This window comes from Marinococcus luteus, from assembly GCF_900106595.1.
Lineage (GTDB): Bacteria > Bacillota > Bacilli > Bacillales > Marinococcaceae > Marinococcus > Marinococcus luteus.
Genome location: NZ_FNNC01000001.1, coordinates 534,192 through 550,645, shown reverse-complemented (window position 1 = coordinate 550,645; position 16,454 = coordinate 534,192). Strand labels below are relative to the sequence as shown.

Annotated in this window: 13 protein-coding genes and 1 other RNA gene; 1 reads left to right on the top strand and 13 read right to left on the bottom strand. The window is 57.5% G+C overall.

Annotated features, from left to right (window positions below; genetic code table 11):
• Positions 1–26: 26 nt before the first annotated feature.
• From parC to BLV22_RS02685, 6 genes are all read right to left on the bottom strand, one after another.
• Positions 27–2,453 carry a DNA topoisomerase IV subunit A gene (gene parC, locus BLV22_RS02710; protein ID WP_091610935.1) on the bottom strand — a complete coding sequence of 809 codons (2,427 nt, stop codon included), beginning with the start codon at positions 2,451–2,453 and terminating at the stop codon, positions 27–29.
• On the bottom strand, positions 2,454–4,430 hold the full coding sequence (parE, locus tag BLV22_RS02705; protein WP_091610933.1) for a DNA topoisomerase IV subunit B: 1,977 nt from the start codon (positions 4,428–4,430) through the stop codon (positions 2,454–2,456).
• 166 nt (positions 4,431–4,596) lie between these two features.
• Positions 4,597–5,001 carry a CoA-binding protein gene (locus tag BLV22_RS02700; protein ID WP_091610930.1) on the bottom strand — a complete coding sequence of 135 codons (405 nt, stop codon included), beginning with the start codon at positions 4,999–5,001 and terminating at the stop codon, positions 4,597–4,599.
• Between the two features lie 36 nt (positions 5,002–5,037).
• Complete coding sequence (locus BLV22_RS02695; protein WP_091610926.1) at positions 5,038–6,576, bottom strand: ABC transporter permease/substrate-binding protein; 1,539 nt, start codon at positions 6,574–6,576, stop codon at positions 5,038–5,040.
• Positions 6,573–7,649 (bottom strand): ABC transporter ATP-binding protein, encoded by a 1,077-nt coding sequence (locus tag BLV22_RS02690; RefSeq protein ID WP_091610923.1) that lies wholly within the window; start codon positions 7,647–7,649, stop codon positions 6,573–6,575. The genes BLV22_RS02695 and BLV22_RS02690 overlap by 4 nt, the downstream gene beginning before the upstream one ends.
• 125 nt (positions 7,650–7,774) lie before the next feature.
• Positions 7,775–9,292, bottom strand: a complete 1,518-nt coding sequence (locus BLV22_RS02685; protein WP_091610920.1) for a carboxypeptidase M32 — start codon at positions 9,290–9,292, stop codon at positions 7,775–7,777.
• Positions 9,293–9,378: 86 nt separating this feature from the next.
• Between BLV22_RS02685 and BLV22_RS02680 the strand changes: the two genes are divergently transcribed.
• Positions 9,379–9,684: a HesB/YadR/YfhF family protein gene (locus tag BLV22_RS02680; RefSeq protein WP_091610917.1), complete on the top strand. Its 306-nt coding sequence runs from the start codon at positions 9,379–9,381 to the stop codon at positions 9,682–9,684.
• Here the strand turns inward: BLV22_RS02680 and BLV22_RS02675 are convergent.
• From BLV22_RS02675 to BLV22_RS02645, 7 genes are all read right to left on the bottom strand, one after another.
• Entirely contained in the window at positions 9,681–10,826 is a 1,146-nt protein-coding gene (locus tag BLV22_RS02675; RefSeq protein WP_091610914.1) for a THUMP domain-containing class I SAM-dependent RNA methyltransferase, read from the bottom strand. The two genes, BLV22_RS02680 and BLV22_RS02675, sit on opposite strands and share 4 nt — an antisense overlap.
• A 91-nt stretch (positions 10,827–10,917) precedes the next feature.
• Positions 10,918–11,300: RNase P RNA component class B (rnpB, locus tag BLV22_RS02670), an RNA gene on the bottom strand.
• A gap of 72 nt (positions 11,301–11,372) precedes the next feature.
• Positions 11,373–11,780 carry a ribonuclease HI family protein gene (locus BLV22_RS02665; RefSeq protein WP_091612258.1) on the bottom strand — a complete coding sequence of 136 codons (408 nt, stop codon included), beginning with the start codon at positions 11,778–11,780 and terminating at the stop codon, positions 11,373–11,375.
• 18 nt (positions 11,781–11,798) lie between these two features.
• Entirely contained in the window at positions 11,799–12,191 is a 393-nt protein-coding gene (gene gpsB, locus BLV22_RS02660) for a cell division regulator GpsB (protein WP_091610911.1), read from the bottom strand.
• Between the two features lie 125 nt (positions 12,192–12,316).
• Positions 12,317–12,874: an SLOG family protein gene (locus BLV22_RS02655; protein ID WP_091610908.1), complete on the bottom strand. Its 558-nt coding sequence runs from the start codon at positions 12,872–12,874 to the stop codon at positions 12,317–12,319.
• The gene (locus BLV22_RS02650) at positions 12,871–14,115 is read right to left on the bottom strand and encodes a ribonuclease H-like domain-containing protein (RefSeq protein WP_091610905.1); all 1,245 of its coding nucleotides are present in this window, start codon (positions 14,113–14,115) and stop codon (positions 12,871–12,873) included. Before BLV22_RS02650 ends, BLV22_RS02655 begins: the two co-directional genes overlap by 4 nt.
• The gene (locus BLV22_RS02645) at positions 14,105–16,417 is read right to left on the bottom strand and encodes a DEAD/DEAH box helicase (protein WP_091610903.1); all 2,313 of its coding nucleotides are present in this window, start codon (positions 16,415–16,417) and stop codon (positions 14,105–14,107) included. Before BLV22_RS02645 ends, BLV22_RS02650 begins: the two co-directional genes overlap by 11 nt.
• Positions 16,418–16,454: the final 37 nt, after the last annotated feature.

Genomic DNA, 16,454 nt, shown 5'->3' with positions numbered 1-16,454 from the left:
CTTTTTGAAAGCAAGCGGAGCGTTGTTTACTGGTACGGAATATCCTTCCATACGGCTTCAATCACTCCGTGCTTTTTCGTATCAATAACATAGGAACCATTGCTGTAACGGTCGACCCGCCGGTATTTGGACGGGTCAATCGTGACCGTCATGTTTTTCGTCCGGGCCTGCAGCACGAATGGCTCACCGGCCATTATATAGCTCGCGAGGATCCGGTGCGGCCTGGATTTGACTTCTTTCCAAAGGACAACGCCCCGCTTGGCCCGGTTCGTTATCGGAATATCATCCAGGCTCATGCGTTTAACGCCGCCGCGCTGGGTGACCATGATCGCATCCTCGGTTTCATAGGCCGAGGTCACATGCGCCCCGGTCACCACATCCCCGTCTTTTAAATCAATGGCTTTGACGCCGGCCGCCCGGACACCGACCGGGGAAACCTCCTGTTCATGGAAGCGGAGCCCATAGTTTTGATGGGTCGTGAGAAACAGCTCCTGCTCCCCATTCGTCTGGTACACAGCTAGCACTTCGTCCCCGTCCTTTACATTCACTCCGATCATGGATCGCCCGTAGCGTGAAGCCTGGTAGGCGTTCATCACAGTTTTTTTGATCATGCCCTGGCGGGTGATAAACACAAAATAATCCTCTTCGGTAAACTCCTGAACCGGCACTACGGCCACCAGTGCGTCTCCCGGATCCAACGGGGAAATGTTGCCGATATGCTGGCCGTTATCCTTCCATCGGATCTCGGATAGCATATGTACCGGCAGGTAGATAAACTGTCCTTTTTTCGTAAACAACAGCAGCATATCTGTCGTATTCATGTCGCTGAAAAACAACAGGGCGTCTTCCTCTTTCATTCCAGGAGGTTCAGTGTTTGAAGCCGCGTAGGACCGCTGGCTCGTACGTTTAATGTAGCCCTCTGCCGTGGCGGTAACAATAACGTCCTCGGACGGAATCATTACTTCGCGGTCGATTTTAAGCTCTTCGATTTCCGCTTCAATCACGGTGCGCCGGGTGTCATCATACTGCTTTTTGACTTCCTGCAGTTCCTTTTTCACGACCTGCTGGAGCTTCTTTTCGCTCGACAGTATGCCGCGGAGCCGCTTGATTTCTTTTTCGAGCTGCCCGGCTTCCTTTTCGAGCTCGGTGACGTCGGTATTGGTTAAGCGGTACAGCTGCAGGTTCACGATGGCCTCGGCCTGGGCATCGGTAAAGGCAAACTGCTCCACAAGGTTTTCCTTCGCGTTTTTCTTGTTTTCCGACTGGCGGATCGTATCAATCACCTGGTCGAGCACGCTGATCGCCTTAATCAGGCCTTCCACGATGTGCTGGCGCTGCTCCGCTTTGTTGAGGTCAAACTGGGAGCGGTTGGTGACAACGCTCCGCCGGTGGATGATGTAGGCATCTAGCAGCTGCTTTAAATTCATCAGCTGCGGAGTCCGGTCATTAATGGCGACCATGTTGAAATTGTACGATACCTGCAGGTCGGTCATTTTGTAATAAAAATTCAGCACGCTCTGGGCATCGGCATCTTTTTTGAGCTCAATAACGACCCGGAGGCCGGTCCGGTCCGTATCGTCGCGCACCTCCGCGACTCCGTCGACTTTGCGGTCAAACCGGAGCTCATCCATCTTCTTTACGAGCGTGGATTTGTTTACTTCATACGGCAGTTCAGTAATCAGAATCTGTTCCCGGCCGCCCCGCACCTGTTCGATGCTCGTTTTGGCACGAACGACGACTTTCCCCCGTCCGGTTTCATACGCCTGGCGGATGCCGTCCTTGCCCTGAATGACCCCGCCGGTCGGAAAGTCGGGTCCCTGCACGTACTGCATCAATTCCTCGGTCGACACCGACGGCTTTTCGAGCTGCGCGACAGCGGCATCAATAATTTCCCCCAGCTGGTGCGGCGGAATATCGGTCGCATAGCCGGAGGAAATACCGGTGGAGCCGTTGATCAGCAGGTTCGGAAATTTCGCCGGCAGGACGGTCGGTTCCTCCTGCGTATCGTCAAAGTTGGTCACGTGCTCCACTGTCTGTTTTTCGATGTCTTTCAGCAGTTCGGACGAGACGCTTGCGAGACGCGCTTCCGTGTAACGCATCGCCGCCGGCGGGTCGCCGTCGACGGAGCCGTTGTTGCCGTGCATTTCGACGAGCGGGGCGCGCACCTTCCAATCCTGGCTCATCCGCACCATTGCCTCATACACGGAGGAGTCCCCGTGCGGGTGATAGTTCCCGATCACATTCCCGACCGTTTTTGCTGCTTTCCGGAACGGTTTGTCCGCGGTGTTGCCGTCCTGAAGCATCGCAAACAGAATGCGGCGCTGGACGGGCTTTAACCCGTCCCGTGCGTCCGGGAGGGCACGTTCCTGAATAATGTATTTGCTGTAGCGCCCAAAGCGTTCGCCGAGAACGTCTTCGAGGCGCAGATCCAAGTATTGTTCTGCGTCAGCCACTTACGGTTCCTCCTTAATAATCTGCAAATCAGTGTTATCCAAAATATTCAAGTCCTCTTCCATGCCGAACGCCACGTTGGATTCAATCCACTTGCGCCGGGGCTCCACTTTATTGCCCATCAGGGTGGATACGCGCCGGTCCGCGCGGGCGCCGTCCTCCACGGTAACCCGGATAAGGGTCCGGCTCTCCGGATTCATCGTCGTCTCCCACAGCTGGGAAGCGTCCATTTCCCCGAGTCCCTTGTAGCGCTGGATGGCGTATCCTTTACCAATACGCTGGATGGCTTCCTGGAGGCCGTTCTCCTCCCAGGCGTATTCGGATTTCTGCTTGGTGCCGCTCCCTTTGCTGATCTTATAGAGCGGCGGCAGGGCAATATAGACTTTCCCTGATTCCACAAGCTCCCGCATGTAGCGATAGAAAAACGTCAGCAGAAGCACCTGAATGTGTGCCCCGTCGGTATCGGCGTCTGTCATAATCACGACTTTGTCGTAATTCCGGTCCTCGAGGGTGAAATCCGTGCCGACCCCGGCTCCGAGGGCATAGATGATGGTGCGGATTTCTTCATTTTTCATAATGTCATCGAGCTTTGCTTTTTCTGTGTTAATGACCTTGCCGCGCAGCGGAAGCACGGCCTGGAATTTGCGGTCGCGCCCCTGCTTGGCCGAGCCGCCGGCCGAATCGCCTTCGACGAGGTACAGCTCATTGCGGTCCGGATTTTTGGACTGGGCCGGGGTGAGCTTCCCGCTCAGCAGCGCGTCTTTTTTCCGGTTCTTTTTGCCATTCCGGGCTTCTTCGCGGGCTTTGCGTGCGGCTTCCCGCACCTGGGCGGCTTTGATGGCTTTTTTGATCAGCATCGTGCTGACCGTCGAGTTTTCCTCAAGAAAGTACGTCAGGCGGTCCGTGATGTACTGGTCCACCGCGGAGCGGGCCTCCGGGGTGCCGAGCTTGCTTTTCGTCTGCCCTTCAAACTGCAGCAGATGCTCCGGAATCCGGATGGAGACCACGGCGGTCAGCCCTTCGCGGATGTCGCTGCCGTCGAGGTTTTTGTCCTTGTCCTTTAGCAGCTGCAGCTTGCGGGCGTGTTCGTTGAGCACCCGGGTGAACGCCGAACGGGCACCGGACTCATGCGTGCCGCCGTCTCGGGTGCGGACATTGTTGACAAACGACAGCATGTTCTCCGTATAGCCGTCGGTAAACTGAAACGCAAAGTCCACCTCGATATCCTGGGCCTGGCCTTCAAACGAGACGACTGAATGAAGCGTTTCCTTGTCTTCGTTTAAATACTCCACAAACGCCTGGATGCCGGTGTCGAACTGAAATTCTTCGGTCACCGGTTCCTTGTCGCGCTTATCATGCAGACGGATGCTTGTGCCCTTCAACAGAAACGCGGCTTCGCGCAGGCGTTCGGCGAGCACATCAAACTGGTAGTGCACCGAATTGAACATGGAAGCGTCCGGCTTGAAGCGGATCGTCGTCCCGGTTTTTTTCGTGTTTCCCTTCTGTTCAAGGGTCGTCACCGGACGTCCACCGTCTTCAAAGCGCTGCTCGAAAATCTGGTTGTCCCGGTAAATGGTGACTTCAAGCCATTCCGACAGGGCGTTGACCACCGAGGCACCGACGCCGTGCAGCCCGCCGCTCGTGGCGTAGCCGCCCTGTCCGAATTTTCCGCCGGCGTGAAGCACGGTCAAAATCACTTCCGGAGTCGGCTTGCCGGAGCTGTGGGTGCCCGTCGGCATGCCGCGGCCGTGGTCGGACACGGATACGCTTCCGTCTTTATGCAGCGTCACTTCGATCACGCTGCCGTAGCCGGCGATCGCTTCATCGACCGAGTTATCAAGAATTTCAAAAATCAAGTGGTGAAGCCCGCGGCTGTCTGTGCTGCCGATATACATGCCCGGCCGTTTCCGTACCGCTTCGAGCCCCTCCAGTACCTGAATGGATTCATCATTGTATTGATAGGATTTATCTGCTGCCACTCCTGTCTCTCCCTTCTTCGTTCTCCGTTCTAGTTATATTTCATACTAACACAGTTTGTCAATGAACGGGAACATATGTTTCGATTTCAGGGCAATCCCTTCTGCAGACAGGAAAACCTTGGCAGGGAAGCCCCGCCAAGGTTGGATGCTGTTCGCTATATCGGTGTCAGGCGATCGCATGCTCCACTTTAATGCAGCGGTCCATGATCACCGTCATGCCTGCATTCGACGCAATATCGTACGCGTCTTCGCTCACGAGGCCAAGCTGGGCCCAGAAGACGTCTGCGTCCACCTGGGCCGCTTCCTCGGCCACGCCTTTGAGAAACTCGCTGCGGCGGAACACGTTTACGATATCAATGTGCCCCTCGATGTCTTTCAGGGAATCAACGGCCGGAATGTCAAAGACTTTTTCCACCGTCGGATTGACCGGAATGATCTCGTAGCCCGCTTCAAGCATGATCTTGCTGATCTGGTACGACGTCCGGTACGGGTTATCCGACAGGCCGACGACCGCGATGCGCTTGCTGCGGTCGAGAATGGCCCGGATTTCTTGTCGTTCAGGGTTTTTCATTGGTTGTCCCTCCTTAAGGTACTATCGGGCTTCTCCTTAGTTGCTGCCGAGCAGGTTGTTTTCTTCGAGGTAGTCCCGGGCAACCTCCCGGTGGTCGGCGCCTTCGTAGTCCACCTCGTAGTTCATCTCCTGCATTTCTTCATCGGTAATCTGGCCGCCCAGGCGGTTTAACGCTTCTTCCAGGCCGGGGTTGTCATCCAGGGTTTCCTGCTTTAAAAGCGGAGCGCCCTGGTACGGCGGAAACACATTTTCGTCATCTTCAAGTACGGTAAGCCCGTACTCTATGATATACGCATCGGTGGAGTAGGCGTCAATCAAATCGATCTGGCCTTCCTGCAGAGCATTGGAACGAAGGCCGGCATCGAGGGTTTCCACTTCGTCAAACTCAAACCCGTACGTGTCGACAATTGCGGGGTAGCCGTCGGTCTGACGGTCGGCGAATTCAAAGGTGAAGCCGGGCACAAGCTCGTCGGTGTGCGGCTCGAGGTCGGAAATGGTTTCAATGCCAAGATTGTCGGCTTCCTCTTCGCGAAGTGCCAGGGCATACGTATTGTTGAATTCCATCGGATCGAGATAGGCCAGGCCGTCATCGGCGAGCAGGCTGCGCGCTTCCTCGTACACTTCTTCGCGGGTGCTTCCGGCCGGTACGCCCTGATCATACAGGTTGGCGGTGACAGTACCGGTGAACTCCGGATAAATATCAATATCATCGGACTCGAGGGCGTTAAAGGCAATGCTTGTACTGCCCAGGCCGGCGTCAACGCTCGTTTCGAGATCGGTGTTTTCCTCAATCAGCAGCGAATACATGTTGGCGAGAATTTCAGGTTCGGCCCCTTCCTTCCCCCCGATCACGAGCTCCTCCTGCTGGTTCGAGGCAAGCGCCGGAGTGATGACGACTAACAGGGCCACCCCGAGAACAATTGCCACCGGGGCAAGCGCTTTGCCCTGGGACGTGCGTTCAGTGATGCGCAGCACCAGGTCAAAAAACAGAGCCAGGAGAGCTGCCGGAATGGCACCGAGCAGAATATAGGCATTGTCCGCCCGGTCGATGCCTGTCATGATGAAATCGCCGAGGCCCCCCGCGCTGATCAGAGCCGCCAGGGTGGCGGTTCCGACAATCAGTACCATGGACGTCCGGATGCCGGCCATGATGACCGGCATGGCCATCGGCAGCTCAATTTTGCGCAGGCGCCGGAAGGAATTCATCCCCATGCCGGTGGCCGCTTCCACGAGGGCCGGGTCCACGCCGGCAATGCCGGTGTACGTGTTACGCAGAATCGGCAGCAGCGCGTAAGCGGTCAGAGCGACCACCGCCGGCACGGTACCGATCTGATTAAGAATGAGAATCATGAACCCGAGCAGGGCCAGACTTGGAATCGTCTGCAGCACAGCGGCGATGCCGATGATCGGCTCGGCAATCGACTGGCGGCGGGTCAGAAGCACGCCGACCGGGACCGCAATAAAGGACGCGCACAGAAGCGAGATCAGACTCATGTTTACGTGCTCCCACACGAGGGTCCAGAACTGCGCCTGCTCATCGGTAAACAGCTGGTACGTATTTTCTAGTAAATTCATGCCCTGGAGTCACCTCCCGCGGATGCGAGCTTCGCTTTTTGCAGAAACTGCATCACGTCCTTGTAGCTGAGCGCGCCGACGAGTCGTCCTTCTTCGAGCACCGGCAGCGCTTCGGCGTCGGTGTCGTTAAACGTCTTAAGGGCGTCGTACAGCACGTGATCCGGGGAAATGACGGTTTTCTGGGACGCAATGGAGTCACCGTCCCGGCGGCCGAGAAACGTGTCGTTCTGGTCGAAGATATACAGCGGCGCCGGGTAGAGAGGCATTTCGGGCATGTCGTGGACGCTTGCGATGTACTGGCTGTCGCGTCCGCTCATGACCGACCGGACCGGGGTGTCCCATTCGTCCCGGCGGTCCCCGATAAAGTCGCGCACAAAATCGTTGGCCGGTTCATTTTTAAGCTCGCGCGGCGTGCCGGTCTGAACGATGTCGCCGTCTTTCATGAGGCAGATCCGGTCACCGAGGGCGAGCGCCTCGTCCATGTCGTGGGTGACGAAGACGATCGTTTTTTGAATGTTCTGCTGCAGGGCGCGGATGTCCTCCTGCAGCTGTTCGCGGCTCAGCGGATCAAGCGCGCTGAACGGCTCGTCCATCAGGATAATGTCCGGATCCGCGGCGAGTGCCCGTATCACCCCAATCCGCTGCTGCTGGCCTCCTGACAGCTCCGACGGCTTCCGGTTGCGGTATGTATCCGGATCGAGGCCGACCATCTGCAGCAGTTCATCGACGCGTTCTTTGATTTCGTTTTTCTTCCAGCGCCGCATTTCCGGAACGACCGCAATGTTTTCGGCAATGGTCATGGTCGGAAACAGCGCAATCTGCTGCAGTACGTACCCGACGTTCCACCGCAGCTCGTGGCGGTCCCAATCGCGGATATCCTTGTCCTGGATACGGATCGTGCCGGTGCTTGGTTCAATCAGCCGGTTGATCATTTTCAGCGTGGTCGTTTTGCCGCACCCGCTCGGGCCGATCAAAACGAAAAATTCCCCCTGCTCGACCGTCGCGTTAAAGTTTTGAACAGCCGGGTCGTCGGTGCCGGGAAACGTCTTTGCAATGTCAGTGAATGTAATCATGCCAATCCCCCTCTAATGGTTCTGGTGCAAGGGACATCTAAATTATTAGAGTCTCTACTTTATTTCACAAAAGCGCATCCTTCAAACGTCCCGGGGCGGAACCCCCGCTGCACAGGGCAGCGGGATCAGGACCAGCGGTACAGGCTCTGGTATTTATGGGACAGGTGGGCAAGCAGCGGCTCCGGGTTGGTCCCTTCCCCGGTGGCGGCTGCAACGATGTCGGCCGGCCGCTTCATCCGGCCGTGCTGGTGCACGTGTTCGGTCAGCCAATGCCGGACCGGCGCGAGGTCGCCGCTTGCGATCAATTCGTCGAACGCCGGCAGATCACGCCTCATGGCCTGCTGGAACTGGGCGGCATAGATGTAGCCGAGTGCATACGACGGAAAGTAGCCAAAAGCGCCGCCGGCCCAGTGGACGTCCTGCAGCACGCCTTCCGAGTGATTCGACGGGACGACACCAAGGTACTGCTTCATTTTTTCGTTCCACGCCTCGGGCAGATCTTTGACCTCGAGACTGCCTTCGATCAGGGCTTTTTCCAGCTCATAGCGGAGAATGATATGCAGCGAATAGGTCATTTCGTCAGCTTCAATCCGGATCAGGGACGGTTCGACGCTGTTGACGGCAAAATAAAAGTCATCGAGCGCGACGTGCTGAAACTGGCCGCCGCTGAGCTCCTGGAGCTTGTCATAGTTGTTTTCCCAGAAGGAACGGGTCCGTGCCACGAAATTTTCCCAGAACAGCGACTGCGATTCGTGAATGCCCATGGACGCGCCGTCCGCGAGAACCGTCCCGGCCAGATCCCGGCCGAGGTTCTGCTCATACAGCGCATGGCCGCCTTCGTGAATGGTGCCGAACACGGCGGTGCGGAAGTCGGATTCGTCGTATTTGGTGGTGACCCGCACGTCGTTCCGGTTCAGGCCGACCGCAAACGGGTGCACAGTTTCATCGAGCCGCCCGGCATCAAAATCGTACGTCATCTGCCGGAGCACGTGCTCACTGAAAGCACGCTGCCGGTCCTTCGGAAAATGGGCATGCAGAAACGACGTGTCGGGCCGCGCCGGGGATCCCTTCACCTGTTCCACGAGCGGCATGAGGCCGTCGCGGAGCCTGGAAAAGGTCGTATCGAGGGTGGAGACGGTCATGCCGGGCTCAAAGTCATGCAGCAGCGCGTCATACGGGTGCCCGTCGTATCCGAGGTAATCGGCGAACCGGCGCTGGTAGGCGACGATTTCTTCGAGGTACGGGCGGAACCCTTCGAAGTCCCCGGCCGCTTTCGCCTCTTCCCAGTACGATTCGGTTTTGGACGTAAGCGTCGTAAACGCCTGATACTCGTCCTGGGGCAGGCGTTCCATCCGTTCCACCTCGGTGAGGGTTTCTTCCGCGGCTCTCCGTGCGACCGCAGACACCTGCGCTGCTGCCTCCGGCTCGAGCAGGTATTGGCTCATTTCCTTCAGGCGTCCGGAGGTTTTCCGGGCAAACAGCTCGGTGGCAAGAGCTCCCACTACTTCGGAGCGTTCCTCCACCCCTTTTTTGGGCGCTCCGGTCCGTGCGTCCCATCCGAGCAGGCTGAGGGCCTGGTCGTAAGCATTCAGGCTGCGCTGCTCGGTCAAAAAATCCCGTTCGATCTGTACATAATCCGGCATAGCGATTCCTCCTTGGTATGAACTGTGTTTGGTCTGACTCCCTCCTTCATGATATAACAAAGAGTGGAAAGGAGCGAAAGATACGTATGCAAATGACGATTACTGAAGAAGCAGGGCGTCACTACAAACAGGAAATGGACCTGGCTGACGGGGCAGCCGTACGCCTGTTTGTCCGCATCGGCGGCGTCGGCTCCGGCGGATTTTCCATCGGGGTGGAACCCGGGGATCCCTCGGGCGCCAGTTACCGGATTGACGCGGGCGGCCTGCGTTTTTTTGTGGAGCCGCAGGACCAGTGGTATCTCGACGGCATGACGATCAGCTATCATCCGGCTATCGACTACCTTCATTTTGACAATCCCCGGCTCGGGGACACCGATCATCCGAACAATTAGGACGGACGGGGCGGTCTCGGCCCCCAGTACTGATAATAATCGGTTTTGATGTTGCCGTTGTAGAGCTTGCGGCGTTTGGTCGCCTGCCGGCCAAACAGGGCTTCAAACCGTTCATGGGACGTCAGCACGTAATAGGACCAGGTCGGCGTAGCCCGGGCGATGCGGCCGAGCGTCTGATACAGCTCCTCCACCTCGTCCTGGTCCCCGATTCTCTCCCCGTACGGCGGATTGCTGATAACGGCGCCGTACTCGACCTTTGGCTTAAAGTCCCGCGCCGCCATCTGCTTGAATGTGATCAGGCCGTACATGCCGGCTTCTTTGGCGTTTTCCTGCGCGACTTCAATCGCTTTCGGATTCAGGTCAGTGCCGGTAATCATGAGCGGCTGGTCGTCGCGGATAAGGTCTTCGGCTTCCTGGCGCGCCGCGTCCCACTGCATGGCTTCGGCCCATGGCCACGTTTCGCTCACAAACGAGCGGTTCACGCCGGGGGCCATGTTCTGGCCAATCATGGCCGCTTCAATGGGAATCGTACCCGAGCCGCAGAATAAATCCACGAGCGGGCGGTCCGGATGCCAGTTGGCAAGGATAATCATGGCCGCCGCCAGCGTTTCCTTGAGCGGCGCCTGGGCGTGCGTCTCCCGGTAGCCGCGCTGGTTCAGCCCGGCGCCGGACGTGTCGAGCGACAGCACGGCTTCGTCCTTATGCAGCGCCACCTCGAGCTTAAAGAGCGGTCCGTTTTCCGGGAACCATTCGCTCTGGTAGGACTGCTTCAGCCGTTCCACGATGGCTTTTTTGACGATCGCCTGGCAGTCCGACACGCTGAACAGCGTGGATTTGACCGATCGTCCGCTGACGGGGAATTCGGCATTTTCGGGCAGAAACTGCTCCCAGGGAAGGGCCTTCGTCTGTTCGAACAGCTCATCAAACGTTTCGGCGGTAAACGAGCCGATTTTGATTTTAACCCGGCCGGCGGTCCGGAGCCACAGGTTGGCCCGGGCAATGCCTTCGGCGGGAGCTTCGAATTCGACCCGGCCGTTTTCGGTCCGCAGGTGCCGGTAGCCGAGCGCTTTGATTTCTTTGGCGACCAGGGCTTCAAGACCCATGGTCGCGGTCGCGATTAAGGTGTATGTTGGTTCGGTCATAGGTTCCTCCTTGGACGTAAAGGTCCGTTCATATCTACTAAAAAAACCCCTGAATTACTCCAGGGGTTTTGCTTCAAGAAGCCGGGACCGTTCGTGTAAGCCATGTTCTGTTCCCTTGTGCTGCCAGCGGCTGTTCACCTTGCACTCGGGTGGTAATCATCTATCTGCAGAAAAAATTCTGCCCTTTCGTTCCGTTGAGTTTCTTCCGAAAGGCGCCCCTACCTAATTTTGGGTTTCTCGCTCGAGGGGTTTACCGCGTTCCACTCCGGCCGTTTCCAGCCGGACTACGTCACTGTGGCACTGTTCAGGGGACTCCAGCCATATCCGGAAGGACACAGGCTGTTTCCCCGCCGTCAGCTCCGAAACGAAGCTGCTCTGACTTATGGTTTCGTCAGACACGAACACTACAGCCGTCTCAGGCTGTGCGAGCATGGACTTTCCTCTGTATGGGTACATACAGCGATTACCTGAACGGGTCCCGGCTCTTTATGGCCAGGTGCTATTATATCGGTTCCGGGCGGAAGAAGCAAGCAAAGAAACTGGGGATCAGCACGGGTCCCTCCTGCCCGAAGCGAGCACGGCCTGTCTGGCCAGACGGTCAGCCGCGCGGTTGTCCCGGGAGGGCACCCATTTGAGAAAACAAAGAGGCAGCTCCTCTTCGGCGCGCAGGATTTTGGTTAAATACGGCTGATAAAGCTTTCGTTTCACAAACCGCTTTTCCACTGACGCATTCACGAGCTGCGAATCGGTCCGGATGGAGGCCGAATGCCAGCCGCGCTCGCGGCAGAGCTCATACGCATGCACGCACGCTTCAAATTCCGCTTCGTTGTTGGTCAGGCACCCGAGCGGGCGGGAAAATTCCTCCACGCTGCCGTCATCGTGTTTTACAAATATGCCGATGCCGGAAGGCCCGGGCTGGCCGGCGCTCGCCCCGTCAATATGAATCGTCCGCATATTCACGCGTCCCCGCCTTTAATCGTATAGTTTTTTGCCGAATACTTCTTTTTCGAGGTTTGAGAGCCGTTTTAAAATATCGTAATTGGTTGTCCCCGCGGCCGGTTCGGCGGCGGTGGTGTTCGAAGCGGTGTCCGTACTGCCGGCGCCGCTTTCGGACCGGGTGGAGGTCGACGACGTCACGGTGCGCTGGTAGCGGGAATCCCCCTCCGGCGACGCGGCTGTCCGCTGTTCCGGTGAGCGGTTCAGCTGGTCTTCGAGCTCGCGCACTTTTTGTTCGAACCGTTCATAGTCCTGAATAATCATGTCTAAAAATTGGTCGACTTCGTCTTTGTTGTAGCCTTTGACACTGTTTTTGAAATCTTTGTCTAAAATGTCTTTGGCAGATAACTGTGTCTGTTCCATCAGCAAGGACCACCTCTGCTTTATTTGTATGATACATTCGCGGCCGCCGGCGCCTGCCAGGCGGACGACCGCGCATTTATCTGCTTATATTCTTTCAGAATACATAAAAAAAGTCAATTTCCTTCCCGCGCCTACCCGTCCCATTCCCGTTCCGCTTCCTCGCGCACGGTTTCCTCGAGGTCCTCCGGAACGATCGTATAGACCGGGTAATGATCGCTCTGCTGCCGCCGCTCGGCGGAGGCGAGCATATACCTGGGCACGCCCTCCTGCTCCTCGTCATACAGAATCAGGAGGGCATCCGTATGGGAGATAATAAAGTCGTTTTTGGCCTTCAACTGCGACGGGTTTACATACGGGCGCTTCGAAATCGCATCCACGTAGTCCGCGCTCTGCTTCAGCTCCGCATAGGCGGTGCGGACGTGCTCCGGCCAGATGGAGTCCTGTTCAAGAAACGGCTCGAGCACGGCGAGCTGGATATGGTCGTACTCCGCCCGCAGCCCGTTCCATGCTTCGGCCGCCCACCATTCCACCCCGGGCTGCCCGGAAATAATCAGCCATTCGCTTCCCTCTTCAATCAGGGCCCGCAGCCGCTTTTCGAGCGTTTTCCGGATATAGGCAATCTCCGGGGCGTCGTCTTTGAAGATCCCGAGTTCTGCCGGCTTGTAGCCGGTCGCGGCCAGGCGCCTCAAGACGTCCGCCCCCGTTTGTTCATCAGGCGCTCGAGCCGTTTGTGCAGGTCCGCCTGCTGCCCGGCCGGAAGCGTGAGTCCTGCCCGTTCGGCCTTGCTCTGGACCCCTGCAGCGTACAGAAGCGCCCGTTCGGGGTTTTTCGCCCGGTGCTCCTCCCACTTGGCGAGCTCGACGCCGGCCTCGAGCGTATACCGCGAATCCTCGTTGCGCTCCCAGACCTTCTCAAACCAGGAAACCGCCTCGGCATGCCGCTGCTGTTTTTTTAAATTGACGCCGTAGCGGTGCATCGTTTCGCCGTCCTCTTCTCCGTTTTCGACCATCGCCGTATAGTGCTGGGCGCTTTTGGTCCACTCCTTCTGCTGGTCAAACCATTTGGCGACGGCAAGCGACTGCTTTTCGCTTGTGCCGTCGGCGAGGATCCGTTTGGAAATATCAATGTAAAGGGTGATCAGCGACAGAATGTCCTGCTCGTTATGCTCCATGATCCCGGTCACAAACTCGGGAAGGCCTTCGTTCACGTAGTCAAAGTAAAGCATCGGAGCGAGGTAGCCCGGGGTGTCGTCCCGGCGGACAAACCCGAGAATATCCCGCTCCACGACGCTAAGCCGGCATGATTCCAGCCGCTCGGCAAACAGGCGGCGGCTCGCGTGCAAAAGATCAAAGTGGCCAAAAGCCGGAAGCTTCGGCACCTGGTTGCGCACGAGGGTATGCCGGGTCTGCACCTGCGGCCAGTCAAACGACTTGCCGTTGTAGGTGACAAGGTTTTCCGCCGAATAGCATTCGGTCAGAAAATAATGATACAGCGCCACTTCATGTTCCGGCCCGGGGAGAAAGTACTGCGACACCTCGACGCGGTCCGCGTATACCCGGGCGCCGCCAAGCAGAAAGATGGTGGTGCCGGTCCCCCCTTTCAGCCCGGTCGTTTCCGTGTCAAAAAACAGCAGGTCCTCCGGCCGCCGGCCCTCCGGATGCAGCGGATGAAACGCGGGCTCCTGCTGCCAGCGTTCAAACACGGTAAACAGCTCACCAAATGAGGCGCTGCCGTGGGTGTAGTCAAGCGGATACGTGACGGTCCGTTTTAAAATCGTTTCCCCGTCGTAGTGTTTCGGCACCGCCCCAAAGGCTTGCCATTCGTCCAGGTGCAGAATGCCTGCCTCCTCCCTCTTCTCTTCGGAAGGAGCGGGAGCGGACGGGGCCTCTTCCTGCAGATGCGTCTTCATTCGTTTGAGTTTATTTTTCATGCTCACGGCTTGAACTCACCTCCTGTTCGGCCTGAAGCCGGTGAATGAATGCGAGCACGGTCGCTTTCGTGTTTCCGCTCAGCATAATATCCGACCCGATGCAGGACGGGCAGCCGTCCTGACACGGACAGGAATCGATCAACGAGGCGCAGTCGCGGAGCACGTCGGGCAGGTCGGTAAAAATGGTGGATGACAGCCCGACGCCGCCCGGATAGCGGTCGTATAAAAAGATGGTCGGCTGCTCCGAATGCGTGGCCTTCATCTGCGGCACAACGTGAATATCGGACGGATCGCACATGACCCGCACCGGCGCCGTGTGCCGGAGGACATTCGCAAGACCCATCATCGCCTGCTCCAGGGTGTCGCGCCCGAATTCCCGCACCGTATCCCCGGGAAAATGGATCCAGCAGGCATTCGTATGCAGCTCCTCCTCGGGGAGGTGCACGGTTCCCGATCCAATATTTTCAAACGTCGTCAGCTTGATTTTTTTAAAGATCGTCACCTTGGCATGCACCATCACATCGCCGAAGCCGGCGTGGTAGGACGGGTAGTCGGCCGTTTTATCCTCTTCGAGCACTTTCAGCTCGACGGCCATGTTGGCATCGGTATAATAGTCGACCCGCACCTCTTCCACGTACGCTTTTTTCTCGTCCCAGTCCAGATAAACCACCTGGTACTGCACGCCCTGGTGAATGTAAATGGCTTCGTCATGCAGCAGGGTCATCGCGCTGAAGCGGTCCATCTGCCCGATCACCTTGGACGCGGACGGCACCGTCTGGTCGATGATGACGACGTTTTCCTGCGAGGCCGAGCGCAGGCTGATGCCGTGCGCCGGAAACGAATCGCTCATCCAGTACCATTTGGAGCCCCGGTGGTGCACGACGTTTTCCTCCGACAGGTACTCAAGCACGTCGCTCACATCGACGCCGCCGAACGTGTCGTCGTCCCGGAACGGCAGTTCAAAGGCGGCGCATTTTACATGGTCCACGAGAATGATCAGGTTATCGGGATGGATGCGCGCCGTTTCCGGGTTTTTCTCCAGAAAATAATCGGAATGCTGGATCATGTACTGGTCGATCGGATTGGAGCTTGCGATCATCACAATCAGCGACTCGGACTGGCGCCGGCCCGCGCGCCCGGCCTGCTGCCAGGCGCTTGCAATCGAGCCCGGGTAGCCGGACATGATGCACACCTGCAGCTGGCCGATGTCCACGCCGAGCTCGAGCGCGTTGGTGGAAATCACGCCCATAATCTCGCCGGAGCGGAGCCCTTCCTCAATGGCCCGCCGCTGGTTGGGCAGGTAGCCGCCGCGGTAGCCGGTCACGAGACTCTGCTGGCCGGTCTGTCTGCTGTTTAAATGCTGCAGGTGGCTTAAAATGACCTCCACCATCACCCGGCTTTTCGTAAACACAATCGTCTGGACGTGCTGCTCGAGAAACGTGTTGGCGAGCCGGTTGACTTCGGAAAGGACGCCCTTACGGATATTCATCGCTTCGTTAATCACCGGCGGGTTGTAAAACACAAAATGTTTTTTTCCCTGCGGCGCCCCGTTGTTGTCCACGAGTTCAAAGGGTTGTTCGGTGAGGGTCTCGGCGAGTTCACGCGGATTGGCGATCGTCGCGGAGGTCGTGATAAATGTCGGCTCTGCCCCGTAGTAGCGGGCAATCCGCAGCAGCCGGCGGAGGACGTTCGCCACGTGGCTCCCGAAAACCCCGCGGTACGTATGAATTTCGTCAATCACGATATAGCGCAGGTGCTCAAACAGCGACACCCATTTGGTATGGTGCGGAAGAATGGCCGAGTGCAGCATGTCCGGATTGGTCATGACAATATGTCCGGCACGCCGGATCGACTGCCGGATGGTTGGCGGCGTATCGCCGTCATACGTGTAGCTGTTGATGGAAGCGCCGATCTCCTCGATAAATTCATTGATTTCGCTTTTCTGATCCTGGGCAAGGGCCTTGGTCGGAAACAGATACAGGGCGCGCGCTTCCGGCTCGTCCATGATCGTCTGCAGCACCGGCAGGTTATAGCACAGAGTTTTCCCGGAAGCAGTCGGCGTAATGGTGACGACATTGGCCTTCCGGCCGTAAGCCTCTTCAAACGCCGAATGCTGATGAGTGTACAGCGAATCGATGCCGCGGGCGGCAAGACCGGCGCGCAGGCGCTCATGCAGCTGTTCCGGGAACGCCGCTGTTCTAGCCGGCCGTTCCTCCACGGTATGCCAGAATTCTATATTGGGCGCAATGGATGCGTCAGTTTTCATCCACTGCATTAACTCCTGTAAGGATTGTTTTTTCATGATTGCTCACCTCAGCATATTCCCATTATAGCGAATG